Here is a 26618-nt window from a genome sequence, read left to right on the forward strand (position 1 = left end):
AAGTGTATGATACAACGTTTGGAAACTTTTCTGTTATAGCTAAAGAATGCCTTTTGGGTATTGGTATACACCCAACCAATCTTTTAACACCTCATTCCATTTTCTATAAGGATAATCCATGGGGATTTCATCCTGAATGGAAGAAGAAAATCGATTTTGATGATTGTAAACCCATTATTATAGGGAATGACGTATGGATTGGATCTAGGGTAATTGTTTTTGAGGGTGTTACAATTGGAGATGGAGCAATCGTCGCTTCAGGAGCTGTTGTAACAAAAGATGTACCTCCATTTGCAGTTGTTGGTGGAGTTCCTGCAAAAATAATCAAGTATCGTTTTTCGCAAGAGATAGTTGATAGAGTTAGAAAACTGAAATGGTGGGATTTATCAGATGATGAAATAACAAAAATAAAAGGACTATTCCATATTGAAAATCCGACTGTTTACGACATTGATAAATATGAAAAAATGTTATAATTAGGCTTGGTAAGAAGTTGTAAATCAATGAGCTATGATTATTTTTATTATGCTAACACTTCAAAATATAGGAGGGCAGCATAATGGGAATGATAAAATATTTAATTGGAAGTATAAAAAACTGTTTAATCCTTCAATATCGCTTTTGACACTCATAGATAATGAGTCTTATGTATCAAGAAAGGCAAAAGTGTATAGTCACGTTCAAGTATATAAGTTCTCCATAGGTGATTATTCTTATGTTGCTGGTAACGCTGAGGTTATATGTACAACTATAGGTCGTTTCTGTTCAATTGCTGATGATGTCATTATTGGATCTGGTATACATACGCTAAACAACGTATCAACATCTCCAATATTTACAGAATCACGCAATGCTTTAGGGGAAGAATGTACTTCTTTAACTAACGCCAATCCATTTAAGCACGTTTCCATAGGAAATGACGTGTGGGTTGGAAGTCGTGCTATCATCATGGGAGGTGTGAATGTTGGTAATGGTGCAGTAATAGGTGCAGGTGCTATTGTAACCAAGGATGTCCCTCCATACGCTATAGTTGGTGGTGTACCTGCAAAGATAATCCGTTATCGCTTCTCTGATGATGTTATCGCTAAGCTTGAAGAAATCAAGTGGTGGAATTTGTCGGAGGACGTACATTAAGGAGAATATTGCATTGTTCCAGAAAAAAGGTTTGACATTGAAGGAACTTGAAGTACTTAAGAGGTGAGTGTATTGAGTAAGAAACACATATTTTTATTTGTTTTCGCTTCAGGTATTATTATAAACTACAAATACCAGGTTCTCGCTGTAAACTTCAATTCTATTGATGAGCAGGCAAATCTTCGTGTCATGACCTTTAATGTCGATTTCTTGAAGGAAGTAGATAAATCTAATGAAAAAAAATCATCTTTTACTGAAGGAAATAAGAGATATTAATCCAGATGTACTTTGCCTGCAGGAATTTTCAAGAGAAAGCTTTAATCTCTTTGCAGATTGTTTAGACTCAATATTTGGATATAACGATATTGGGGGTAATGAAAAGACGTGGAATAGATATGTTTTGTATTCAAAGAAACCACTAAGAAGCTTTAAACATTACTATTGTGTAGGCGATATTGATACCATTGGTTTTGATAGAATAAACAGCAAAGAAGTATGTGATATCACTCGTCAGATGCCTTTGTTTTCTGCCGAGATAGAAGTAGAACCAGAACTATGGGTAACAGTATTCTCATGTCATCTTCGATCAAGCGCCTATAGTACCGCTCGCAGGGAGATGGACGAGGATGCTAGCTGGTATGAGGGTATTCCACAATACTATCGCAACTATAAGATTGGCAAGCGCATTCGAGACTATGAGGCTGATAATGTAAGGAGGTATGTGGAAGCAGTCCAAGTAGAAGGCAAGCCGGTCATAGTAGCTGGAGACTTCAATGATTGGTGTGGCAGCTATTGTATGAATACCATTGAGGGCGAGACTCTCAAAGATACATGGTGGGAGGGTGGCAATTGTTTCGGCTTTACCTACAAGGGTTGGAATCTGCGATTACGATTGGACCACATGCTTTATAGTAACGAGTTTGAGCTTTGCAGTGTGCATGTACGTGATAGTGAGGTTTCCGACCATCGGGCTAGCTAATTTTAGGTTGAAGTGAAGGGGGATGCGCATTGCCAATATTTCGTGGTATAGAGCATTATCATCGCATGTTACATGATAAGTATGAATATGAATACTGAATTGCAAATTTTACAGCGAGGCATTGAAATGCTTTCTTCTCCAATTCGCAAACTCGCACCTTTGGCGTATGAGGCTGAGGATCATGGAGTGAAGATATATAGGCTGAATATTGGTCAGCCGGATATTAAGACACCACAGAAGGCTTTGGACGCATGGGAGAATGTGGACAGGAGCACTCTGGAATATAGCCCATCACAGGGTTATAAGTCATTGAGACAGGCACTTGTCAATTACTATGATAGATACCAAATAAAGCTTACGGCTGACGATATTATCATCACTTCGGGGGGCGGAGGCTGTACTGTTTGCCTTCATGAGTTGCCTGAATTCTGGTGACGAAATTATCGTGCCAGAGCCTGCGTATGCTAACTATATGTCGTTTGCTATATCGGCAGGTACGGTTATCCGTACCGTGACTACAACGATCGAGGAGGGCTTCTGTCTGCTAAAGGTGGAGAAATTTGAGGAGCTGATCAACGAACGCACGAAGGCCATCCTTATCTGTAATCCAAACAACCCGACTGGCTACCTCTACACGCAGAAGGAGATGAACCAGATTCGCGACCTCGTGAAGAAGTACAACCTGTACCTCTTCTCGGACGAGGTGTATCGTGAGTTCATCTACACCGGTTCGCCTTACATCTCGGCTATGCACCTGGAGGGCATTGAGCAGAATGTGGTGCTGATTGATAGTGTCAGCAAGAGGTATTTAGAGTGCGGCATCCGCATAGGTGTGCTCATCATGAAGAGCGAGACTGTTCGCAAGACGGTGATGAAGTTCTGTCAAGTTCGTCTGTCCCCCCCATTGATAGGTCAGATTGTGGCAGAGGCATCGATTGAGAGAACAGAGGCATATAGCCGTGAGGTGTATGAGGAATATACCGAACGCAGAAAGTGTCTGATTGATGGTGTGAACCGCATTGATGGCTGCTACACACCGATTCCGACGGGGCGTTCTATACGGTGGCAAAACTGCCGGTAGATGACACGGAGAAGTTCTGTGCATGGTGCCTGAGCGAGTTCGTGTATAAGGATGACCTGACACCTGCTAAGACCAAGTTTAGTGGTAAAGAGCTCGAGTGTATAGGAGAAACTATTATGATGGCTCCTGTAGTTGGTTTCTATACCAATCCGGAGTTGGGCAAAAATCAAGCTCGCCTTGCGTATGTGCTTTGCAAGAAGGATCTGCAGAGAGCATTGACTATTCTCGAAGCTGCTATTAAGGAATACAATTCATTGAATAAATAAGACTAAAACAATATGTACGTACATTTCTTTAAAAGAGTCATTGACTTTATGGTAGCACTTTGCTTGCTGCCTTTCTTCTGTGTTATTTATATCGTATTGGCTCCATTTTATTTCTTTATGGATAGAGGTCCGATGTTCTATAGTGGTAAGCGACTGGGCAGGTATGGAAATCCATTTCCTATGCATAAGTTCCGCTCAATGAAGGTGAATGCGCCAGATATCCGACTGAAGGATGGTTCGACATACAATGGTGATGACGATCCTCGTGTAACTTCACTCGGTAGGTTTATTCGTAAGATCAGCTTGGATGAGATTCCTCAGATTCTGAATGTACTGAAGGGAGACATGTCGTTGATTGGTCCTCGCCCTGACCCACTGGATTGGTTGGATAAGTACAAGGAGGAGGAGAAGGTGTTCCTGAATGTGCGCCCAGGTATTACGGGTTACAATCAGGCTTATTTCCGCAATAGTGCCGATGCACAGGAGAAGATTGACAACGACGTTTATTATGCAAAGAATATCTCGTTTGCATTGGACGTGAAGATCATCTTGAAGACTGTTAAGACAGTTCTCTTTAGAGAAAATGTTAATGTAACAAGGGAATAATGAGAGAATACGGTAGCGAACATCCTGCGATTATTTTGCCGGATGGATACTTTGAAGATTTGAGCGAATTGGGACGTGAGGTGTTGTACTTGCGTTCCGGTCGTGAGGCTCTTTTGTTGACCGCAATAGCCGCTTGTGATGCAAAGGATAAGACTATTCTCTTTCCTGTATACTGCTGTTGGTCGATGAGTGCACCATTTGAGAAGGCTGGTTGGAAGGTGGTATATTACCGTCTGAACGAAGACCTGACAGTAGATACCGACTATCTTAAATATCTATTACTAACATATAAACCACAGGCAGTACTGACCATGAACTTCTATGGAAGTGCATCGACAGAAGCAGCAGTAAAGGTGGTGAAGGAGTTTGACAAGAAGATAAAGGTGATTGAGGATTTCAGTCATTGCACGTTCTCTATTCGTCAGATCATGAATCCAGAGGTGGACATGTATGTGTCGAGTATCCGTAAGTCGGTGGGCGTATGTGATGGTTCGGTGATACTGAGTAAGGAGCCTATGCCAAAGCAGTATATCCAAGAAGAACAGAAGGACTTTGCCGACAAGCGTTTTGTGGCTCAGACTGAGAAAAAGCGCTACACATGGAGCAAGGATCAGGAAAAGAAGCTGGAATTTTTGAGTACCATTCGCGAGTGCGAGGGTATCATAGATGGGTTTACGGCTGTTCGTCCTATCTCGGAGCGTGCCAAGAAGATGCTGGCTATGGTGAATGGCGAGGAGATTGCGTTTGCACGAAGAGAAAATATGCGCCATCTTTGGACGAGACTGAATGAGTTCCAAGAGGCTTCAGGAGGTTCAAATGATTTCAAGTTGGTTCCTGGATTGGAGCGCTCGTTCGAGAAAGAAGGCAGTTCGCCTTTCTCGTTGCCTATCCTGGTTGAAAATCGAGATGAGATACAAGGAGCCTTAGCCAAGAGGGGCGTATATACCCAGTGGCTATGGCCATTGTGTGATGAGGCAGTGGCGATATGTCCTGTTTCGAAAGAAATGAACGAGAAGATGCTTTCGGTGCCTATCGACCAGCGTTTTTCCTGGGATGACATCGAAGAGATTGCGAATATTATTATTGACGTTGTAAAAAATAAAAATATGCAACAGAAAAGACTATTAGTTCTGGCAGCAGGTATTCTTCAGATTACTGTCATTAAGAAAGCGAAGGCCATGGGCTATTATGTGATTGCTGCTGATGGTGATCCGAATGCTTGTGGTTTCAACTATGCTGATAAGGCAATATGTGCGAACATCACAGATGAGGAAGTGATGCTTAAGATAGCTCGCGAGGAGCGGGTAGATGGCGTGATACATCCTTGCTCGGAAGTGAGTATGAACGTGATGGGCAGAATCAATGAAGTGTTGGGGCTGGCTGGTATCACAAAGGAACAAGCGATTCGTGCAACGAACAAGCACTTGATGCGTGAGGCTTTTGAGAAAGGTAATGCGCCTTCACCAAAGAGCATTCTAACAGAGAGTTCTGAGGATGCATGGAATCACCTGCAGAATGACTTTGAGGGTACTGATGCTATTCTGAAACCAAGCAGAAATAGCGGTAGCCGTGGTATTGCTAAAGTGACAAAAAACATTGATAAGTCGGAGTTTATTAAGGCATACGAGATTGCTTTGGAGGAAAGTCGCGATAAGTCGGTACTGATAGAGCAGTTTATAGAAGGTCCAGAGTTCTCCATCGAGATTATCGTGTGGAATGGTAAGGTGAATGTGCTGACCGTAACCGATAAAAAGACGACTGAGGCACCACATTTCGTGGAATTGGGTCACAACCAACCATCATGCCATTCGGCTGAGGAAGTTGAGACCTTGAAGGCTGCTGCTGTGGCTGGCGTGAAGGCATTGGGCGTAAACAACTGTGCATGTCATGCAGAGGCAAAACTGATGGATGGCAAGGCTTATCTGATGGAGATTGGTGCTCGTCTTGGTGGTGACTTCATTTCAACAGAGTTGACCCACTTGAGCACAGGTATTGATATGGTTGCTGCTGCCGTGAATGTGGCACTTGGCGTAGAACCTGATCTGAGTGTGAAGGAAGAGCCAAAGGGTGCTTGCATCCGATACATGACTCCTAAACCTGGAAAGTTGGTAAGCATCTCGAATACAGAGGTGCTGGATGATCCTCGTGTATATAAGAAGAAGATATATGTACAGATAGGTGACGAAATTCCTGAGGTGACGTCTTCGCTTTGTAGAAGCGGTCATGTGATTGTGACTGAAAAGACCTCACAGGCAGCTATTGAGTTGGCTGAAAGACTGATAAGTGAAGTTAAACTGGAAACTGAATAAATGAAACAGAAGAAAGCGATATTTCCATGCTCGTACTACTTGCCTGAGACAGCGGCAAGTCTGTACATCACAGACAACATAGTGCATGCGTGCGCTGAGAATGGGCTGGAGGTGGATCTGTACACCCCAACACCAACCCGCAGTGTGCCTGAGGGTGCAACGTGGGTGAGAGAGGAAGAGCAGGTAGATGGCAAGTTGCGCATCCACCGCTTCCATCTATATGGTGAGGGTAAGAACCCTGTGCTAAGAGCCCTTCGCTATCTGTTTGGCGAACTGGCATTGCTGCATAAGTGCATGTGGACAAGTTACGATGTGGCGTTTATCGACTCGACTCCTCCTATCCAGGGACTGAAAAATCCGCTGATAAAGTGGATAAAAAGGAAGCCTGTAGTGTATAATGCACAGGACATCTTTCCTGACTCGCTGGTGGGAACAGGATTGACCAAGGAAGGTTCGCTGATATGGAAGATTGGCAGAATTGTGGAGAAGATAACCTACAAGTATGCCGACAAGATCATCGTTATTAGCGAGGACTTCAAGAAGAACCTGCTGGCCAAGGGTGTGCCTGAGAAGAAGATTGAGGTTGTATATAACTGGGTTGATCAGAATGCCGTGGTGAATGTGGACCGTGCGGAGAACAAGCTGTTTGACAAGTATGGTCTTGATCGCTCGAAGTTCTATTTGGAATACTCGGGTAACATCGGACTGACACAGAACATGGACATGCTGCTGGAGTGTATGAAGGAGTTTCAGGAGGATTGTCCTGACCTGCATCTGGTGCTAGTGGGTGAAGGTGCTTACAAGAAGAACGTGGAGGAGATAGTGGAGCGTGATGGACTGAAGAACGTACACATGTTGCCGTTCCAGCCATACGAGGATATCTCGTACGTGTTCTCGCTGGGTGATGCCGGACTGGTGATCTCGAAGCCTGGAGTGGGTGCGAACTCAGTGCCTTCGAAGACATGGAGTATCATGTCGGCTTCACGACCTGTGCTGGCTAACTTCGATGAGAACGAATTGAAGACCATTGTTGCCGACAATGACTGCGGACTATTTACGGCTGCAGGCGATAAGGAGGTGTTCAAGACGGCTGTGCTGAAGCTGTTTAATGATCGTGAGGCTTGCAAGCGCATGGGTGTGAACGGCCGAAAGTTCGTAATGGATAATCTGACCAGAGAACATGGCACTTCGAGATATGTAGAGGTGCTGAAGAGTGTGATTAAGGAGAAATAAGTGAAGGAAAACGAAAAGATATTGTTGGAGTTGGTGAGGATGGGATGGCATAATGATGCGGTCTCGTCCTTGCCCTCTTCCATTTCTTGGCAGGATGTGATGGCGACGGCAGAACCTCAAGGAATGTTGGCTATTGCATTCGACGGCATTCAGAAGATACCAAGGGAGCAGATGCCTCCGATGGAGTTGCTGATGGATTGGCTGGGGCAGACTTCATACTATGAGCAGATATATGAGAATCACAGGCAGACCATTGCTAGTTTGGCAAAATTTTACAACGACAATGGATTGTGTATGATTCTGCTGAAGGGATATGGACTGAGTTTGAACTATCCTGTGCCTAATCATCGTCCAGTTGGAGACATAGACATCTTGATGTCAAACATTAAGCCTAACCATAACCACTCAGAACGATCTAAACGCTCGGAAATGCTGTACCAGTATGCTGATCAGATGATTCATGACAAACTGGGTATTGAGGTGGATAATGGTCATCATCATTCGGTGTTCCATTATCAGGGAGTGATGGTGGAGAATTATTACGACTTCATCAATGTGCATTCGCACAGGTCGAACGTTGAGAATGAGTTGTTGTTCAAGAAACTGGCTGAGGAAGGTGCTCGTGAGCATGAGGTGGATGGCGTGAAGATTCTGTTACCATCGGATATACTGAATATACTGTTCGTGTGTAGGCATAATGCTTGCCACTTTGCGAGTGAGAAAATCACTCTACGTATGCTCTTAGATTTTGCACTACTCGCAAAATCAGTTTCTAAAGCGGTTGGAGAGTTTACAAAACCATTCGACTGGAATCGCTTCTGGCAGTTGGTGGAATGGATGGGCATGAGGGATTTCGTTTTGGTTCAGAATGCTATCTGTGTGGAGTATTTCGGTTTCGACAAGGAGATTTTCCATACGCCATCTCGCTACTGCTTGTGGGCATCGGACAACAAGACTTTGGTGGAACGCATGATGCGCGACATCTTCGAACCGGAAGATACTGGCGAGGAGAAGAAGGGTATCAACTATTTGTACCATCGTCTTGCCTGTGGTGGACTAACCGTTGGAAACACAAGATGATGTATTCTGATAGTCTCTTTTCCACATTGGTTGATCAGGTAAAGAGCCATTTGATGAAACCATCGACAATTTTTTTGGTATAAATTTTGATGGAGGCAGCGGATCTTGCGGAAGAAAAGTTGCATTGCCAAAAGGCAAATAGAAAAGTTGCCAACAAGTGATGTTGTCTTCATCTTTTCTAAGAATATAAGTATAACATAAAAATATTACACATTATGTCAATGAAATTGCGTAACGTGCCTTTCAGTCCTCCTGATATGACTGAGGCAGAAGCAGAAGAGGTAAAACAGGCTATCTTGAGTGGTTGGATTACGACTGGCCCTCGTACTAAGAAGCTTGAGAAGCTTGTTGCCCATTATGTGGGCGTGAATGATAGTTTGGAAGTGCAGAATCCGAATTGTGTGTGCTTGAACTCACAGACGGCTTGTGCGGAGATGGCGCTTCGTCTTCTGGGCATCGGTAAGGGCGACGAGGTGATAGTGCCGGCATATACTTATACGGCAAGTGCATCGATTGTGGATCATGTGGGTGCGAAGATCGTGTTTGTGGATGTGCAGAAAGATTGCCTTGAGATGAACTATGAGGCGGTGGAGGCTGTAGTCACGGAGCGCACGAAGGCGATTATCCCTGTGGATTTAGGCGGTATCCCTTGCGACTATGACCGTCTGATGGCGATTGTGGAGCGCAAGAAGGGGTTGTTCGTGCCAAAGACTGACCTGCAGAGGATGATCGGTCGTGTGGCTATCTGTTCGGATTGTGCGCACTCGTTCGGTGGCTATAGGATGAAGGATGGTAAGAAGGTGATGTGTGGCGTGATGGCAGACTTCTCGTCTTTCAGCTTCCATGCCGTTAAGAACTTCACTACTGCTGAAGGTGGGGCTTTGACTTGGAACTTGCCTTTTGGCGAGGAACTGGTTCAGGTGGAACTCGATAGAAATCCAGAGAATACATTCAGCGCGTTGCCTGAGAAGGAGGGCGAAACATGGAATGCGAACCTCTACCGTAAGACGCAGTTACTTTCGCTTCATGGTCAGAACAAGGACGCGTTGGCGAAAACGAAGCTAGGTGCTTGGGAGTACGACATCGTGGGGCCATGGTTTAAGTGCAACATGACTGATGTGGTGGCTGCATTGGGTTTGATCCAGTTCGAGCGTTATCCTGAAATGCTTGCTAAGCGCAAGGAAATGATTGAGAAGATGAATACTGCATTTGCCGATCTCAATGTTGCAGTTCTGAACCACTATAGCGAGAACAACTGTTCGAGCGGTCACCTCTACATTGTTCGTCTTCTTGGTAAGACTCGTGAGCAGACAAACGAGGTGATCGAGAAGATGGCAAAGCGTGGCATTGCAACCAATGTTCACTATAAGCCTCTCCCAATGATGACTGCTTATAAGAAGATGGGCTTCGACATCAAGGATTTTCCGAATGCCTACCACATGTTCGAGAACGAAATCACCCTTCCTCTGAACACCAAGATGTCAACGGAGGATGTTGACTATGTCATTGAGAACTTTGTGGAGATTGTAGGATTATTGTAGGGATATTTCGGTGTTATGCCAATAATCAAGAAACTTGTAAGAGGTGTGTGCAAATTCTGTGTATACTCCTCTGACCACAAAAGATAGACTGCAGTTGCTTTAGTACAAAATAATTATGATTTGTAATAAATGTTTGCATATCTTTCTTTGCGAGTTCTGCAATAATCTTCATCAATGAGCGAATAGCATCCTAGATGCGGATTACCTTTAGGTTCATCGAGAATAAATGCAGGGGCTAAAGAGAATCCACGTTTACGTCAGAACTTCGATTTGCGTACCTCACCTGCTGATACCAGCCAGCGAATGCTTAACGCGTTACTTCCGGGTACAGTTGTGTCCATTCATCGGCATGAAGATACTGCCGAAACTGTAATCTGCCTGTGTGGCAGTTTGGACGAAGTAATTTATGAGGAAGTAGTTTCATATGAGAATGATATGGATGATTTTCAGAAAAGGATGAATGTGCAAGATGTAGTTCGTAAGGTGGAGTATCGAGAAGTACAACGCATTCACCTCAATTCCGTAGAAGCCAAATATGGTTGCCAAATCCCCAAAGGCGCATGGCATGCAGTAGAGGTGATTGAGCCTTCTGTGATATTTGAAGCTAAAGATGGAGCATATAAATCAGAGTAAGAAGGAGAGATAACTAGATGAGTGAAAATAACGATTGGGTATTGCTGGAAAATGGCTATAAAAAGGCGTGAGATCGAGTGGTATCACGCCTTATTTTTAATTTTATAGTGTCTTTGAAAACCGCTTTTGGAGCTACTTCTGATAAGAAATTATTTGGGAATACTCTTTCACCGCATCAAAACACGGACATCCTTTCATTGGATTCAAGTCCCGGTGTCCCACGACCAATGCTTTCGGAAACTGCCTTTTCAACTCCCTCAACAAAGCAAGCAAAGCTCCTTTTTGCTCCAATGTACGCGTATCTTTCGGTTTCCCGTTCGCATCCAGTCCTCCCTCATAACAAACACCTATCGAATGGGTGTTATGATTACGGCAGTGTGCTCCGACCTTTTCTAACGCACGTCCCCGGTGAATCTCCCCATCACGAGTGATGTAAAAATGATAGCCAATATCACGGAAACCACGGTGCAAGATATGATCCTGTCGGCAAGCCTCCGCCGAAAGGGACTTTCCTTCCGGCGTGGCACTGCAATGAATGATAATTAATGTAATAGTCCGCATGGGGTTATATGCAACTTTGTATTCCGAACACACCTCCGATGGCGGTGGCTACAGTGATAACGATTTTGAGGACTAAGCTCCATACAGAGCGGGAAGATGATGATTTACTCATACAATAACAGGTTTTAAATAAATTAATAATAGTTTTCTTTTACCACAGATTTACTGTAGGTTTGCCATAGGTTTACCACAGATCTACACAGACTCACACAGATAAATAATCGACTACTTTAGCAACTACCAATTCAATATAATCTGTGGAAATCTGTGTAGTCTGTGGTGAATCTTTTAGGCAGCCGGGTCAGGCGCCTCGCCACCTCCATCCGGTTTCGGATCAGGGTTGTCACCCGAATCAGAACCTCCTCCGGCAGTTGTCGGTTTCTGATATTCCGCCTGCTGCTTCAACTGACTGTCGAGTTTCAGATTATTGGTCGACAGATTACCGGTGGCACGGGCTTTCAGACGCATGCCGCTAATATTCTTTTCCAACGAGAACTCTTCCAGCGTATTGGCTGCCTTACTGCGAATACCCACACCAAAAATGGCAAGATCATCAATTTTCACACACTTGCCGTCTAGCAACAATTCCTTGATGCAATCTACCATATCCGAAAGCACACCTTTGATGACACCACCGGAATACGGTGAATTGTGCTTCGACATGTGTTCGGCAAGCTTTGCCAAATCAAACGTCTCGTCGCTTACTGCACGGGCGAACCACTTACCCGCATTCAAGCCTTTCTTCTGCTGGTTCTGATAAATTTTGTAACGAATCATAAAACAATAAATTAAAGGGTTAAACATATTGTCCGGGGATTCTTTTCCCTTTCGACGATACAAAAATACTACTCCGGATCTCCCGGAAATCAGCTGTGCACGGTTGTGTCTGGTAGCGGTCGGTTATTTGTCATTATAGTCGGTTATTCAATGGAAAAACGTTGGTTATATAGTCGTTTTTTGTTATTTTTGTAACAGTAAATCAGAAATATATCCATCATGAGTGAATTTAAAATACGTGCTTACGGGCGCATGGAACTGGCGCAACTCTATTCTCCACAACTAACTGACATCGCTGCCTATCGAAAAATGAAGAAATGGATCTCTTTGTGTCCCGGACTTCTACAACGCCTGTACGACTTAGGCTACGAATCAAAGCGACGCTCATTCACACCGTTGGAGGTGAGAGTCATTGTGGATGCTTTAGGAGAGCCTTAAATAAAGCGTCGCTTTATGGTGTATAAAGCACCGCTTTACGATGTCTAAAGCTTAGCTTTACACCTCCTAAAGCGATGCTTTATGCAGGACAAACGATTGTTTCAGTCAAAACGGATGTGGTAATTGAAATGACTACTGCATCCGTAAATAAAACGGGTACAGTAGGTACACTTTTTCCGGTTCACTCATACACACACGCACGCGCATACAACCCTTTACCGTCCATACTGATTAATTTTCCGTGTTTGGTGAGACGCTTCAGCCAAGTGAGGGCTGTGTTTTCCTTAATTCCCATGGCAACTGCTTCTTCCAGTAACTGTGTACGAGTAAATTCATCACCCAGTTTCTGGAAGAGATAATCACGATCGGCATTAGGACGGTGGCTGATTTCTGTATTGGGGAGGAACGATAGAATATGCGTGGCATGACAGTAGAGAGGTTCCGCAAGACTAAGCACAGCATGAAAGTCTTCCTGTGAAATGGATACATCCCAACGAGTGATGATGTCATCTTTGCGGTTGTCCGCAGGAATCTCCTTGTCCGGTGTGAAAGGAGAGGTGGGGGAGGTCTTGAAGTCGTAGGGCTGCGGGCTTTCGAGGGCACGCAATACGGCTACTTCCGACATGATTCTGCATAGATTGACGGCCAGACGTGCCACAAAACTATACATTTCCCTTCCATTAGCTACACTGGAGCGTTCAAACAAGTTGGAAAAGACGGTGTCGATTTCTTCTTTTTGTTCATCCGTGAGTTGCAGGGTATGAATGCCGTGCGCTTTTATCACGCTCAACTTTTCTTTCCATTCCAGTCCCATAGCGGTGAATATCTCCTCCCAATCTATCTCGTTGTCCATAAATTGGCTGATCCATTTACTGATTCCGCACATGTAATAATATAATTGGCGGGAGTATGATCCGTCTTCTGCCGTCGGAATGAAAGTTTGCACCTGCGACGGCGTACCCGAAATCAGGACGGAAAGATAGCTTTTCTTCACTTCCCGGTATTCCTGGTCGGTGCGGCGGTTGTAGGACAAGCGGTCGTGGTCGAACGCTTTGCGCAGGGTATCGCTCCAATGACCGTGATCCGATCCGATGGCGGTGGAAAGGGTGTCCGCTTCCGCTTCGCAGATAAGTCCGGTTCCGTCGGAGTCCATGATGTTTTGTAGGATACCCGTACCGGTGTTGTTGCCCGAAATGAGGAACATCCTGTTAGGGGGCATTTGTGGAGCCTCCTTTTTGGTTCGTTCTTTTCCCATTGCATCGTACTCGGCTTTCTCTTTTTTGTATGCTTTCATCTGTATGGTCACTTCTTTGCGGATCTCGTCGTGGATAGGTTCCACGAGTAAGCGGATGTAGGAAAGGATACCTTTGCCGGAAGCCGAAGGAGCCACTACGAAACATTGGAGGCTGGGGTGATGGTATTTGCCGCCATATAGGCATCGCACGTGGCGCGACATACAAGCACCCAGGGCAGTGAGCGCTCCCAATAACATGATGTCGTGTTGTATTGGGCTGCTCCCGGCTTTTATGATACGTTGCAAGAATTCCGGCCAGTTGTTTTTCGGAAAAGTGGGCAATTGATGTTGCGGTTCACTGCCCGGTAATAGTTCTTCTTCCCCTTCTCTTTCTTCGGAGATATTGTCATTCCCTACCTTATTACACGCGCCCGTGTGTGGGGGAAATTTGCGTGCTGTACCTGCTGTACCTTTTGTACCTGTGGGATGTTTGGGCATTTCTTCTATGCAGATGCTTACTCCCGTCGCTTCGGCCAGGTGGAAAGCGGTGCCCAAGTGCACTTCTCCACGTTGGGTGTGGAGTGCGTTGGAGAATACCCGTTCGGCATGTTCGCGCTGATACTTGGGAGACACCCGGCACAGGCGATGAAAAAAGTCACGTCCTGCTTCACCGCAATCCGTTGCGATGGCGAATGACAATTGTACGTATTCAAGATAGGTGGGAGCAATGTCCGCTCCTGCCGCTTCGACTGCTTCGGTGAGACGGCATAAAGATTCAATATCGGTCATGTTTTGATTTTTATAAAATAATGTTTAATTATTCTCGTTTACTTGGTTCTGAACAATGCTTCCGGGTCGTAACTAAGGAAACAGGATCTCACGAGGTCTTTGCCGGAGAAATCTACTTTGGATTTCGTTTCGGAAGAAACCGCTGTTACCGTATTGTATGCCGTCTCTACGTACCGCATCGCCCAACTCATGTTTTCTGTGATATTTTTTGTATCATTTGTCGTGGAGGAATAATGGCAAGGAACAAATGCCTTTACACCCAGTCCGCTGGGGCTGATAAAGGTGAGTACAGGTTGTAGGAGAGGATCGTCATAGAGCATACGTCGCATTTCTACTGCTTCCTGATAAGAGTGGAGACCGTCCACATCTACTATCACCAGATGAGACGGGGAGACGAAATCCTTACAGCTACGGCGGGTGAATGTGCCGCAAGGGGTCACATACGGAAGCAATGATGCTTTGGCGGCTCGTATATCTGTGGCATTCCGTACTTGTGCGGTCAGGGTTTTGAGATTCTCATTGCAAGTAATCATTTGGAAAACTTGTTCGATGGAGACTTCGCAGAAGGGGATAAGCGTGGGAGGAGTCATCAGTCGGCCTTGTTTGTCTTTGATGGGAGCGATAGGTGGCATAAAATAGGACATTCTGTAGTTGTTTGACATCATTTTCTTTTTGTTATAAGTTAAAATGTTTATTTTTGCAAAAAATATGAGTGTGTTTCAAAAACACGGCATGAAGGTAGTAATAACAAAATAGACTCTACCCTGATATGTGAGGATAAAAGTTAAAATATTTAATTATTAAAGTGTGTATTTAACAACAAAAAACAAAGATGAAAAAGAAAACGGTTTGTTGCAGTGATTTGGGAGCTTATATTAATGAGTTGCTTAAACGTGCGAAATTGAAAAATGGGTATGTATGCGAGACCCTGGGTATGGGACATGATGTTTTGAATGGCATAAAAAAGGGCTAAATCTCCCATTGAACGATTATATAAAAGTAATGAATCTCTGTTTGAATGCCTACAACGAAGAGGAGATTGAACTGATTTTGAATACGTTGGTGAGAATGTATCTGCGCTACTACAAGAAGAGGATAGTGGAGTAATCCGTGAAATAATTGATAGAAAATCCCGGCTGAATAAATAAAAACGGCCGGGATTTTTTTGTTTAGGATGTCTATTTGTCATTCTTGGGAAATATCAAATGGTAGCCATACCTTTTCCGTGTGCGATAACGAAAACACAAAAAATAACATTTTATTAGGTAGAAAAAGTTTGAGGAATGCTTCGTAGTTCACAAATAATGATTAAATTTGCCGCGATTTGTAATGCGGAGTTTGCAAAATGACGAATAATACTATAAAGCATCTAGGTATTGTGGAAAACATACAGGGTTCTCATCTGTCGGTGAGGATTGTCCAGACATCGGCTTGTGCGGCATGTAGCGCAAAGGGGCATTGTTCCTCGGCGGATAGTAAGGACAAAATCATAGATATCATAGATACCGCAGCTTCTTCCTATCAGGTGGGAGAGAAGGTGATGGTGGTCGGCGAAACGTCGATGGGCATGATGGCGGTATTGTTGGCTTTCGTATTTCCTTTCGTACTTCTTATATTTTCGTTGTTTCTTTTGATGGCATTGATAGAGAATGAACTGTATGCAGCTCTTCTTTCTCTGGCTGTACTTATACCTTATTATTTCGTTTTATGGCTTAACAAAACGCGACTCAAACAACAATTTTCATTTACTATAAAACCAATAAATAACTAAAAACATTATGAATTTGATTCTGATTGCAGTGATTTCATTGGGAGCTATAGCGCTCGTGTTGGCCGCTATTCTTTATGTGGCTTCCAAGAAATTTGCCGTGTATGAAGACCCGCGGATTGCCCAGGTGGGAGAAGTGCTTCCCCAGGCTAATTGTGGTGGATGTGGCTATCCCGGTTGTAGCGGCTTTGCCGACGCTTGCGTCAAAGCCGGTTCGCTGGATGGTAAATTCTGCCCCGTAGGCGGACAGCCTGTCATGGCACAAATTGCTGATATCCTAGGGCTTGCAGCCGGAGAAGCTGAACCGATGGTAGCAGTGGTAAGATGTAACGGAACGTGTATGAATCGTCCGCGTATTAATCAGTACGACGGTGCGAAGAGTTGCGCTATTGCCGCTTCGCTCTATGGTGGGGAAACGGGTTGTAGTTACGGATGTCTGGGGTGTGGTGACTGTGTGGCTGCCTGCCAGTTCGATGCCATCCACATGAATCCTGAAACAGGACTTCCGGAAGTGGATGAAGCGAAATGTACCGCTTGCGGTGCCTGTGTGAAGGCTTGTCCGAAGGCGATCATCGAAATCCGTCCGCAAGGAAAGAAATCACGCCGTGTGTATATCTCTTGTGTGAATAAAGACAAGGGAGCTGTGGCACGCAAGGCTTGTACAGTGAGTTGTATCGGCTGTGGCAAATGCGTGAAGACTTGTCCGTTCGAAGCTATCACGTTGGAGAACAACTTGGCTTACATCGATCCGCACAAGTGTAAATCTTGCCGGAAATGTGTGGAAGTCTGTCCGCAGAATACCATTATCGAATTGAATTTCCCGCCGAGGAAACCGAAAGAAGAAGCTCCGGCTGCTCCAAAACCGGCTGCTGTTTCTAAAGAAGCGGTGGAAACTCCTGCACCGGCGGCAAAAGTGGAAACTCCTGCTGAAAAGGCTACAGAAGCTCCGAAAGTAACAGAATAATAACAGAATAAAATACAGAACTGTATGTTAAAGACATTTTCAATTGGTGGAGTTCATCCACACGAAAATAAATTGTCGGCACATCAACCTATTATCACAGCGGAAGTTCCTGCAAAGGCTGTTATTTTGCTGGGGCAGCACATTGGTGCGCCTGCAAAACCGGTTGTAGCGAAAGGGGATGTAGTAAAGGTAGGCACTAAGATTGCTGAACCTGCCGGCTTTGTTTCGGCAGCAATTCACTCTTCAGTCAGCGGTAAAGTGGCGAAGATTGATACCATAGTAGATGCCAGCGGTTATGCGAAACCTGCTATCTTTATTGATGTGGAAGGCGACGAATGGGAAGAAACAATCGACCGTAGCGCCACACTGGTGAAGGAATGTGAACTTCCGGCGGAAGAGATCGTGAAGAAAATTGCCGATGCCGGAATCGTTGGTCTGGGCGGTGCTTGTTTCCCTACACAGGTGAAACTTTGTCCTCCTCCTTCTTTTAAAGCTGAATGTGTGATTATCAATGCCGTAGAGTGTGAACCTTACCTGACTGCCGACCATCAGCTGATGCTGGAACACGCGGAAGAAATCATGGTAGGTGTTTCTATCCTGATGAAAGCGGTGAAAGTGAACAAGGCATTTATCGGAATCGAAAATAATAAGCCGGATGCCATCGAACTGATGACGAAAGTGGCTTCCAGCTACGCAGGCATCGAAGTAGTGCCCTTGAAGGTGAAATATCCGCAAGGAGGTGAAAAGCAGCTGATTGATGCAATCACCAAGCGTCAGGTGGCCAGCGGTGCATTGCCTATCTCTACGGGAGCAGTAGTGCAGAACGTGGGAACAGCATTTGCCGTTTATGAAGCTGTGCAGAAGAATAAACCATTGTTCGAACGGGTGATTACCGTGACGGGAAAGTCGGTTGCGAAGCCGTCTAATTTCCTGGCTCGTATCGGTACACCGATGAAACAGTTGATTGACGCTTGCGGCGGTTTGCCCGAAGATACGGGTAAGGTGATCGGTGGCGGTCCGATGATGGGTAAGGCGTTGGTAAATATCGAGGTTCCTACTGCGAAGGGCAGTTCCGGTATCCTGATTATGAATCAAAAGGAAGCCAAACGTGGTGAAGCTCAAACCTGCATCCGTTGTGCGAAGTGCGTGAGTGCCTGTCCGATGGGACTGGAACCGTACTTGCTCGGAGCCTTGTCTGAAAACGGAGATTTTGAAACAATGGAAAAAGAAAGAATCATGGATTGTATCGAGTGCGGCTCTTGCCAGTTCACTTGTCCTGCCAACCGTCCGCTGCTCGACTACTGTCGTCTGGGCAAAGGCAAAGTAGGAGCTATGATTCGTGCACGTCAAGCTAAAAAATAACGAATATGGAAAATAAATTAATCGTATCACTATCGCCCCACGTTCATGGCGGAGACAGCGTACAGAAAAATATGTATGGCGTGCTGATTGCACTGATTCCGGCTTTTCTGGTGTCTCTCTATTTCTTCGGACTGGGTGCCCTGATTGTCACGGCTACTTCCGTTGCGGCTTGTTTGTTCTTCGAATGGGCGATCGGAAAATATTTAATGAAGAAACCGACCACCACCATCTGCGACGGCTCTGCCATCATCACAGGTGTGTTGCTGGCATTTAATTTACCGTCTAACCTGCCTATCTGGATTATCATCCTCGGTGCACTGTTTGCTATCGGTGTAGGCAAAATGTCTTTCGGTGGATTAGGCTGCAATCCTTTTAATCCGGCACTGGCAGGACGTGTGTTCCTGTTGCTTTCTTTCCCGGTGCAGATGACCAGCTGGCCGGTAGTCGGACAGTTGACCGCTTATACGGATGCTACCACCGGTGCCACTCCGCTGGCCTTGATGAAGCAAGCCATTTACGGTGACACTGCCGCTTTAAGCCAGATTCCGGACGCATTGACCTTGTTGATCGGACAGAATGGCGGATGCTTGGGTGAAGTGAGTGCACTGGCTCTGCTGATCGGACTCGTTTATATGCTCTGGAAGAAAATCATCACCTGGCATATTCCTGTGTCTATCCTGGCTACTGTGTTTGTCTTTGCAGGCATCATGCACCTGGCAGATCCGGAAAAATACGTTTCTCCGGTATTGCAGTTGCTTTCCGGTGGTCTGATGCTGGGTGCTGTCTTTATGGCAACCGACTATGTGACTTCTCCGATGAGTAAGAAAGGGATGCTGATCTATGGTGTATGTATCGGTCTGCTGACGGTAGTTATCCGTCTGTTCGGCGCCTATCCCGAAGGTATGTCGTTCGCCATCCTGATTATGAATGCGTTCACTCCGCTGATTAACACCTATTGTAAACCAAAACGCTTTGGGGAGGTAGCGAAGAAGAAATGAAAAAGTTAGAATCATCTTTAAAGAATATGTTGCTGGTACTTACGGGAGTGACTGCTATTTCCGTTGCGTTGCTGGCTTATGTAAATGAACTGACAAAAGGCCCCATTGCCGAAGCGAACGCGAAGACACTGAACGAGGCCTTGAAAAAGGTTCTTCCCGAATTTACCAATAATCCGGTAGCGGAAAGCGATACGATCTTCAGTGAGAAAGACGGAAAGAAGAATGTTGACTTTATCGTTTATCCGGCTAAGAACGGTGAAGAACTTGTAGGAACCGCTGTCGAAGCTAAATCAATGGGATTTGGCGGTGAACTGAAAGTGCTGGTAGGCTTTAATGCCGAAGGAAAAATCTATAACTACTCTCTGTTGGCTCACACGGAAACTCCGGGATTGGGCTCTAAAGCCGACAAATGGTTCGGAGCGTATGATCCTGCGAAAGGAGAAAAGGCAGTATCTCACGAAGAGAGTACGAAATCTATTTTGGGTATGAATCCGGGTGAAGCTCCGTTGACCGTCAGCAAAGATGGGGGAGCGGTGGATGCCATCACGGCTTCTACCATTACTTCACGTGCTTTCTTGAATGCCGTGAATGCTGCTTATCAAGCCTATAAGGCCGAAGGCGGGGAAGTGAACGGGGTAACTGGTGCTTCTCAAAAAGCGAAAGGCGCGGACGCAGATGCTGCTGACGCTGCTACGGGAGCTACGATCAAAGTTGAACTAACTGATTCAGTCAGTGCTAAATAAGAAAGGAGACAGATATGAATAACTTTAAAGTAATGATGAACGGGATTATTAAAGAGAATCCTACGTTTGTACTCCTGCTCGGTATGTGTCCTACATTGGGTACTACGTCGTCGGCTATCAATGGTATGGGTATGGGACTGGCTACCATGTTCGTATTGATCTGCTCGAATGTGGTGATTTCTTTAATAAAGAACCTGATTCCGGACATGGTGCGTATCCCATCGTTTATTGTGGTGATTGCGTCTTTCGTGACCTTGCTTCAAATGGTGATGCAGGCTTACGTGCCGGGACTGTATGCTACACTCGGTCTTTTCATTCCGTTGATTGTAGTGAACTGTATTGTACTGGGACGTGCCGAAGCCTTCGCTGCCAAGAATAACGCAGTTGCTTCTATGTTCGACGGTATCGGTATGGGGCTTGGCTTCACCATTGCCCTGACTTTGCTGGGCGCTGTCCGCGAGTTTCTGGGAACCGGTAAAATCTTCGATCTGACCATCATGCCGGAAGAATATGGAATGTTGGTATTCGTATTGGCTCCGGGCGCTTTCATCGCTTTGGGATACCTCATTGCGTTGATTAACAGTTTCAAGAAAGCCTAATTCAATTAAATAAGAAAAGAATATGGAATATATATTGATATTTATTTCGGCAATCTTTGTAAACAACATCGTGTTGTCGCAGTTCCTGGGTATCTGTCCGTTCTTGGGCGTATCCAAGAAGGTGGAAACTGCGATGGGTATGAGCGCTGCGGTTGCTTTCGTGTTGACCATCGCTACCATCGTCACCTTCCTGATTCAGAAGTTTGTATTGGATGTTTTCGGACTGGGATACTTACAGACGATTACATTCATCCTGGTGATTGCCGGATTGGTGCAGATGGTGGAAATCATCCTGAAAAAGGTATCTCCGGCCCTGTATCAGGCTTTGGGTGTGTTCTTGCCGCTGATTACAACGAACTGTTGTATTCTTGGTGTCGCTATCCTGGTGATTCAGAAAGACTATGACCTGCTGACAGGTGTTGTATACGCATTCTCTACGGCTATCGGCTTCGGTCTGGCACTGGTGCTTTTTGCCGGATTGCGTGAACAGATGAGCCTTGTGAAAATTCCGAAAGGAATGCAAGGAACTCCGATTGCTTTGATTACCGCCGGTTTGCTTGCTATGGCATTCATGGGATTCTCCGGCGTGGTGTAAGGATTTACAGTTGATAATTAAATAGGGGATTGGAAGCTCTGCTGTGTGGCGACATACAGGTTAGAGTTTCCAATTCTTTTTTATACCTAAATGCTACCAAATCGTACCTTAATTACTTTTCAGCAAATAAATTTGTGGCAGATTATTGCAATTCCATTTTATTTCCATACATTTGTAACTCAAACAATAATAAGCCGAGAAACTAACCATTTTTTATAAAGTATATGAAAGAAAGAATTTTAGTAACAGGCGGGACAGGATACATTGGGTCTCATACTGTTGTAGAACTACAAAACAGTGGATATGAAGTAATCATCATCGATAATTTATCAAATTCAAGTGCCGACGTTGTTGACAATATAGAGAAAGTTTCCGGTATTCGCCCAGTTTTTGAAAAGCTGGACTGTTTGGACTTTGCCGGTCTGGATGCAGTATTTGCAAAATATAAAGGAATTAAGGCAATCATTCACTTTGCAGCTAGCAAAGCAGTAGGAGAGTCGGTACAAAAACCGTTGCTTTACTACCGTAATAACCTGGTTTCTTTGATTAACCTTCTCGAACTGATGCCAAAACATGGAGTAGAAGGTATTGTGTTCTCTTCTTCTTGTACAGTATACGGTCAGCCGGACGAGCTGCCGGTAACGGAAAAGGCTCCGATCAAGAAAGCGGAATCACCTTATGGAAATACCAAACAGATCAATGAAGAGATTATTCGTGATACGGTAGCTTCAGGTGCTCCGATCAATGCGATCATGTTGCGCTATTTCAACCCGATTGGCGCGCATCCTACTGCATTGCTGGGTGAACTGCCTAACGGGGTTCCTCAAAACCTGATTCCATATCTGACCCAGACAGCCATCGGTATCCGTGAGAAACTTAGCGTGTTTGGTGACGATTATGATACACCGGACGGTTCTTGTATCCGTGACTTTATCAATGTCGTTGACTTGGCTAAAGCACACGTGATTGCTATCCGTCGTATCTTGGAAAAGACACAAAAAGAAAAAGTAGAAGTATTTAATATTGGTACAGGACGTGGTGTTTCTGTATTGGAATTAATAAATGGCTTTGAAAAAGCTACTGGCGTAAAATTGAATTATCAGATTGTCGGACGTCGTGCAGGTGACATTGAAAAAGTTTGGGCTAATCCGGATTTTGCTAATAAAGAGCTGGGTTGGAAAGCCGTAGAAACTTTAGAAGATACTTTACGCTCTGCATGGAACTGGCAGCTGAAACTCCGTGAAAGAGGGATTCAATAAAAGAGAAACTTGTTTTAAATAACATAAAAGTTTAAACAAATCGTGCATGCGATTTGTTTAATTAATGCTAATCGACCTGAAGCTGTTTATGAGTATGCGAATATACGTAGATAGTACTTATGCCTCCCCGGCATAGACAGGAAAGATTGCATAGTAGTTTTGTCGTGTTTTATTTTGTGTTTGTGTTGTGACGGTACTACGACGTGAGTCGTGGTACCGTTTTTTGGTACGCCCAGCATGGATGTTCTGTTTTATAAAATATTTAGCACTAATTCTTTTGTTATCCAAAATTATTTTGTAATTTTGTATCAAATGAATAAGATATGAGAGTAGTATCACATAAGAAATTGAAAGATTTCTACGAGACGAAAGGGTGTGAAGATTCACGTGTTGCTTTAGAACGTTGGTATGATATAGCGGAAAAAGCAGAATGGCGGAATTTGTCTGATATAAAAGCGGATTTTCTATCGACTGATTATGTGGGCAATCAACACTATGTTTTTAATATCAGAGGGAACAACTATCGGCTGGTAGTGGTTGTTAAATTTACGGTGGGATACATTTTTGTCCGTTGGGTGGGAACTCATAAAGAGTATGATAAAATAGATTGTTCAACTATATAATATAATAGATATGACTAAAATAACGAAAGAACAATACGAATTTGCATTGGCAAGAGTCGAAGAACTTCTGCCTTTGGTGGACGACAGCACTCCTGCAAATGACAAGAGCATGGTGGAGCTTTCTGTTATGTCTGATATAGTGATTGCGTATGAGAAGGAACATTTTCCTATAGAAAAACCAACCGTAGCAGAATTGATAGAATTGTCCCTTGAAGAAAAGGGGATGACACAAAAACAGCTTGCCAGTGAAATAGGGGTTAGCCCTTCACGCGTGAATGATTATATTTCGGGTCGCTCGGAACCTACTTTAAAAATAGCTCGCTTGCTTTGCCGGGTACTCAATATACACCCCGCTGCCATGTTGGGATTTTGAAAAAATAGTCAAAACATAATTGTTAGTGAGATTTATTTGTTTAATGTACCTTTGAAGCAGAATACGTCAGTTCCCCAATCAATTTCCGGTAAGACGAATCCGGGAGCAAACAGCCCGAATACGGATGAGCCGGAGCCGCTCATGGATGCGTAGATTGCTCCTTGATGATAGAGTTCTTCTTTGATTTCTCCAATGACGGGATGTTGCGGGAATACACTTGCTTCGAAATCATTGATTAACGTATCCTTCCATTCTTGTACAGGACGCTGGATTGCCTCCCTAACCGGATATTTCGGACGATGGGGATGAATGCTTGAAAAGGCTTCCCGGGTGGAAACAAAAACATTCGGTTTTATAATCATGATTTGGTAGCCGTTTAATGAAAGTTCGACCGGGGAAAAGATGTTTCCAATTCCCTCGGCAAATATCGGTCTGTTTTTGATAAAGAAAGCGCAGTCTGCTCCCAAAGTGGCAGCGTATACTTCCAATTGTTCTTCGGATACTCCCAGCTGATAATGATCGTTGAGCAACTTTAGCATGAAAGCGGCATCCGATGATCCTCCTCCCAGTCCGGCTCCTGAAGGGATGTGCTTGTATAAGTGGATTTCGACAGGAGGGAGATGAAATTCCTTATCCATCAATAAATAGGCTTTTACTACCAGATTGTCTTCAGGGTTACCGGCTATTTCCATTCCATGTTGGTGGAGAGTGAATTTTCGGTCAGCGTTAGGGAAGGTACGGATTTCCAGTGCGTCTTCCAGAGCCACCGGATAGAAAACTGTTTCCAGATTGTGGTATCCGTCCGGGCGTTTTTCCGTGATGGAAAGTCCCAGGTTTATTTTGATATTGGGAAAAGCAATCATATTTCTATTTACTATTTTACTATTTACTATTTACAGTGCTTCACATTACAATTAATCATAGCTGGATAATGTGAATCGGGAGCAAAGTTACTAAAATCTTCATTTTTCCTTATTCATTCTTCGTGATTATATTCTATCTTTGTCGTCTCGACTGGAAGAATTCCGTGATAAATGTGATAATAGAGTCTGTCCAGTCGTAAAATAATAAATAGTAAATCGTAAAATAGTAAATATCTCGATGGCCGAACAGAAAAGAAATACCCGCAATTCAAAGTCTACTAAAATACAACCGGTAAATGATTATGGTCGTATTCAGCCGCAGGCGCCTGAACTGGAAGAAGCAGTTTTGGGAGCTTTAATGATTGAAAAGGACGCTTATTCATTGGTGAGTGAAATTCTTCGTCCCGAATCATTTTACGAACGCCGGCATCAGTTGATTTATTCTGCTATCGTCGATCTTGCGGTGAACCAGAAACCGGTGGATATTCTGACTGTAAAGGAACAACTTAGTAAACGCGGAGACTTGGAAGAGGTGGGAGGTCCCTTCTATATTACTCAATTGAGTAGTAAGGTGGCTTCATCCGCACATATTGAATACCATGCCCGTATTATTGCACAGAAATCGCTGGCGCGTGAGTTGATAACGTTCACGAGCAATATTCAGAGTAAAGCGTTTGACGAGACGCTGGATGTGGACGACTTGATGCAGGAAGCGGAAGGCAAGCTTTTCGAGATCTCACAGCAGAATATGAAAAAAGATTATACGCAGATCAATCCGGTGATTGACGAAGCCTATAAGCTGATTCAGAAAGCTGCGGCTCGAACCGATGGTTTGAGTGGTCTGGAGAGTGGTTTCACGAAACTTGATAAGATGACTTCGGGTTGGCAGAATTCCGACCTTATTATTATAGCTGCCCGTCCTGCCATGGGTAAGACTGCTTTCGTTCTTTCAATGGCTAAGAATATTGCGGTGGATTACCGGAACCCGGTGGCGTTGTTCTCGCTTGAAATGAGTAACGTTCAGCTGGTGAACCGTTTGATTTCCAATGTCTGCGAAATTGAAAGTGGAAAGATTAAGAGCGGACAGTTGGCGGGTTATGAGTGGCAACAGTTGGACTATAAACTGAAGAATCTGATGGATGCGCCGCTTTACGTGGATGATACACCGTCTTTGTCTGTGTTCGAACTGCGAACCAAAGCGCGTCGTCTGGTGCGTGAACATGGGGTGAGAATCATTATTATTGACTACCTTCAGTTGATGAATGCGAGCGGTATGGCGTTTGGTAGCCGTCAGGAAGAAGTGAGTACCATTTCCCGTTCGTTGAAAGGACTGGCGAAAGAGTTGAATATTCCGATCATCGCACTGTCACAGTTGAATCGTGGTGTGGAAAGTCGTGAAGGTATTGACGGTAAACGACCGCAGTTGAGTGACCTTCGTGAATCGGGAGCCATTGAGCAGGATGCCGATATGGTGTGCTTTATCCACCGTCCGGAATACTATAAGATTTATCAGGATGATCGTGGTAATGACTTGCGCGGTATGGCGGAAATTGTAATCGCCAAGCATCGTAACGGTGCGGTAGGAGAGGTGCTGCTCCGCTTTAAGGGTGAGTTTACCCGTTTTTCTAATCCGGAGGACGATATGGTGATCCCGATGCCGGGCGAGTCTGCAGGAGCTATGTTAGGATCGAAAATGAATACAGGTAATGCTGGTTCTGTACCTCCTCCCGTACCTGATTTTGCACCGCAGACGGAGAATCCATTCGGAGCACCGGGAGATGGCCCTTTGCCATTCTGACGCTCCTTTTGC

General features: G+C 44.6%; 27 protein-coding genes and 2 pseudogenes. 23 read left to right on the forward strand and 6 right to left on the reverse strand.

The window, feature by feature from the left end:
* From KFO40_RS13310 to KFO40_RS13355, 10 genes and pseudogenes are all read left to right on the forward strand, one after another.
* Positions 1-476: CatB-related O-acetyltransferase (locus tag KFO40_RS13310; RefSeq protein WP_211146452.1), on the forward strand; the 476-nt coding region annotated here is incomplete at its 5' end.
* A gap of 430 nt (positions 477-906) precedes the next feature.
* Positions 907-1110, forward strand: a pseudogene (locus tag KFO40_RS25950) (CatB-related O-acetyltransferase); the annotation flags it as partial.
* A gap of 256 nt (positions 1111-1366) precedes the next feature.
* A complete protein-coding gene (locus KFO40_RS13320) occupies positions 1367-2113 on the forward strand; it encodes an endonuclease/exonuclease/phosphatase family protein (RefSeq protein WP_211146454.1) in 747 nt (248 codons plus the stop codon).
* An 87-nt stretch (positions 2114-2200) separates the two neighbouring features.
* Positions 2201-3460: pseudogene (locus KFO40_RS13325) on the forward strand (pyridoxal phosphate-dependent aminotransferase).
* A gap of 12 nt (positions 3461-3472) precedes the next feature.
* The gene (locus KFO40_RS13330) at positions 3473-4066 is read left to right on the forward strand and encodes a sugar transferase (RefSeq protein ID WP_211146455.1); all 594 of its coding nucleotides are present in this window, start codon (positions 3473-3475) and stop codon (positions 4064-4066) included.
* Positions 4066-6375, forward strand: coding sequence for an ATP-grasp domain-containing protein (locus KFO40_RS13335; protein ID WP_211146456.1), 2310 nt, complete (start codon positions 4066-4068; stop codon positions 6373-6375). The genes KFO40_RS13330 and KFO40_RS13335 overlap by 1 nt, the downstream gene beginning before the upstream one ends.
* The gene (locus tag KFO40_RS13340) at positions 6376-7608 is read left to right on the forward strand and encodes a glycosyltransferase family 4 protein (protein WP_211146457.1); all 1233 of its coding nucleotides are present in this window, start codon (positions 6376-6378) and stop codon (positions 7606-7608) included. It begins immediately after the preceding gene.
* A complete protein-coding gene (locus tag KFO40_RS13345) occupies positions 7609-8688 on the forward strand; it encodes a nucleotidyltransferase family protein (protein ID WP_211146458.1) in 1080 nt (359 codons plus the stop codon).
* A 215-nt stretch (positions 8689-8903) separates the two neighbouring features.
* Positions 8904-10229, forward strand: coding sequence for a DegT/DnrJ/EryC1/StrS family aminotransferase (locus KFO40_RS13350; protein WP_211146459.1), 1326 nt, complete (start codon positions 8904-8906; stop codon positions 10227-10229).
* Positions 10230-10451: 222 nt separating this feature from the next.
* Positions 10452-10862: a WbuC family cupin fold metalloprotein gene (locus tag KFO40_RS13355; protein ID WP_211146472.1), complete on the forward strand. Its 411-nt coding sequence runs from the start codon at positions 10452-10454 to the stop codon at positions 10860-10862.
* 132 nt (positions 10863-10994) lie between these two features.
* Here the strand turns inward: KFO40_RS13355 and KFO40_RS13360 are convergent, their stop codons facing one another.
* The 3 genes from KFO40_RS13360 to KFO40_RS13370 form a co-directional block, all read right to left on the reverse strand.
* A complete protein-coding gene (locus KFO40_RS13360) occupies positions 10995-11423 on the reverse strand; it encodes an N-acetylmuramoyl-L-alanine amidase (protein ID WP_004303579.1) in 429 nt (142 codons plus the stop codon).
* A gap of 4 nt (positions 11424-11427) precedes the next feature.
* Positions 11428-11535 (reverse strand): smalltalk protein, encoded by a 108-nt coding sequence (locus KFO40_RS13365; protein WP_211146460.1) that lies wholly within the window; start codon positions 11533-11535, stop codon positions 11428-11430.
* Between the two features lie 176 nt (positions 11536-11711).
* Positions 11712-12200: a DNA-binding protein gene (locus KFO40_RS13370; RefSeq protein ID WP_128857795.1), complete on the reverse strand. Its 489-nt coding sequence runs from the start codon at positions 12198-12200 to the stop codon at positions 11712-11714.
* Positions 12201-12419: 219 nt separating this feature from the next.
* Here KFO40_RS13370 and KFO40_RS13375 point away from each other — a divergent pair, with 219 nt between their 5' ends.
* Complete coding sequence (locus KFO40_RS13375) at positions 12420-12638, forward strand: DUF4248 domain-containing protein (RefSeq protein WP_004295574.1); 219 nt, start codon at positions 12420-12422, stop codon at positions 12636-12638.
* 181 nt (positions 12639-12819) lie between these two features.
* On the opposite strand, the gene KFO40_RS13380 is transcribed toward KFO40_RS13375, so the two are convergent.
* Positions 12820-14661, reverse strand: coding sequence for a DUF3987 domain-containing protein (locus tag KFO40_RS13380; protein ID WP_211146461.1), 1842 nt, complete (start codon positions 14659-14661; stop codon positions 12820-12822).
* 38 nt (positions 14662-14699) lie between these two features.
* Positions 14700-15323, reverse strand: a complete 624-nt coding sequence (locus tag KFO40_RS13385) for a BT4734/BF3469 family protein (protein WP_004303574.1) — start codon at positions 15321-15323, stop codon at positions 14700-14702.
* Between the two features lie 170 nt (positions 15324-15493).
* Here KFO40_RS13385 and KFO40_RS13390 point away from each other — a divergent pair, with 170 nt between their 5' ends.
* From KFO40_RS13390 to KFO40_RS13440, 11 genes are all read left to right on the forward strand, one after another.
* Entirely contained in the window at positions 15494-15634 is a 141-nt protein-coding gene (locus tag KFO40_RS13390) for a hypothetical protein (RefSeq protein WP_211146462.1), read from the forward strand.
* 372 nt (positions 15635-16006) lie between these two features.
* Positions 16007-16432, forward strand: coding sequence for a SoxR reducing system RseC family protein (locus KFO40_RS13395; protein WP_117513073.1), 426 nt, complete (start codon positions 16007-16009; stop codon positions 16430-16432).
* Between the two features lie 7 nt (positions 16433-16439).
* Positions 16440-17393: a Fe-S cluster domain-containing protein gene (locus KFO40_RS13400; protein ID WP_004295582.1), complete on the forward strand. Its 954-nt coding sequence runs from the start codon at positions 16440-16442 to the stop codon at positions 17391-17393.
* Positions 17394-17417: 24 nt separating this feature from the next.
* Positions 17418-18755 (forward strand): electron transport complex subunit RsxC, encoded by a 1338-nt coding sequence (gene rsxC / locus KFO40_RS13405; RefSeq protein ID WP_211146463.1) that lies wholly within the window; start codon positions 17418-17420, stop codon positions 18753-18755.
* A 5-nt stretch (positions 18756-18760) separates the two neighbouring features.
* Positions 18761-19753, forward strand: coding sequence for an RnfABCDGE type electron transport complex subunit D (locus KFO40_RS13410; protein WP_004303572.1), 993 nt, complete (start codon positions 18761-18763; stop codon positions 19751-19753).
* Positions 19750-20496 (forward strand): RnfABCDGE type electron transport complex subunit G, encoded by a 747-nt coding sequence (locus KFO40_RS13415; protein WP_004309218.1) that lies wholly within the window; start codon positions 19750-19752, stop codon positions 20494-20496. Before KFO40_RS13410 ends, KFO40_RS13415 begins: the two co-directional genes overlap by 4 nt.
* 14 nt (positions 20497-20510) lie before the next feature.
* Entirely contained in the window at positions 20511-21095 is a 585-nt protein-coding gene (gene rsxE / locus KFO40_RS13420) for an electron transport complex subunit RsxE (RefSeq protein WP_004295586.1), read from the forward strand.
* Positions 21096-21117: 22 nt separating this feature from the next.
* Positions 21118-21690 carry an electron transport complex subunit RsxA gene (gene rsxA / locus KFO40_RS13425; protein ID WP_004295587.1) on the forward strand — a complete coding sequence of 191 codons (573 nt, stop codon included), beginning with the start codon at positions 21118-21120 and terminating at the stop codon, positions 21688-21690.
* A gap of 224 nt (positions 21691-21914) precedes the next feature.
* Complete coding sequence (gene galE, locus KFO40_RS13430) at positions 21915-22949, forward strand: UDP-glucose 4-epimerase GalE (protein WP_004325755.1); 1035 nt, start codon at positions 21915-21917, stop codon at positions 22947-22949.
* Positions 22950-23272: 323 nt separating this feature from the next.
* Positions 23273-23572, forward strand: coding sequence for a type II toxin-antitoxin system HigB family toxin (locus KFO40_RS13435; protein WP_004295589.1), 300 nt, complete (start codon positions 23273-23275; stop codon positions 23570-23572).
* A gap of 10 nt (positions 23573-23582) precedes the next feature.
* Complete coding sequence (locus KFO40_RS13440) at positions 23583-23945, forward strand: type II toxin-antitoxin system HigA family antitoxin (RefSeq protein ID WP_004295590.1); 363 nt, start codon at positions 23583-23585, stop codon at positions 23943-23945.
* A gap of 32 nt (positions 23946-23977) precedes the next feature.
* Here KFO40_RS13440 and ispE read toward each other — a convergent pair whose 3' ends face one another.
* Positions 23978-24808: a 4-(cytidine 5'-diphospho)-2-C-methyl-D-erythritol kinase gene (gene ispE / locus KFO40_RS13445; protein WP_211146464.1), complete on the reverse strand. Its 831-nt coding sequence runs from the start codon at positions 24806-24808 to the stop codon at positions 23978-23980.
* Between the two features lie 238 nt (positions 24809-25046).
* Here ispE and dnaB point away from each other — a divergent pair, with 238 nt between their 5' ends.
* On the forward strand, positions 25047-26606 hold the full coding sequence (gene dnaB, locus KFO40_RS13450; RefSeq protein ID WP_008648165.1) for a replicative DNA helicase: 1560 nt from the start codon (positions 25047-25049) through the stop codon (positions 26604-26606).
* Positions 26607-26618 lie beyond the last annotated feature (12 nt).

It is taken from the genome of Bacteroides sp. 1001302B_160321_D4, assembly GCF_015667765.1.
GTDB classification, from domain to species: domain Bacteria; phylum Bacteroidota; class Bacteroidia; order Bacteroidales; family Bacteroidaceae; genus Bacteroides; species Bacteroides xylanisolvens.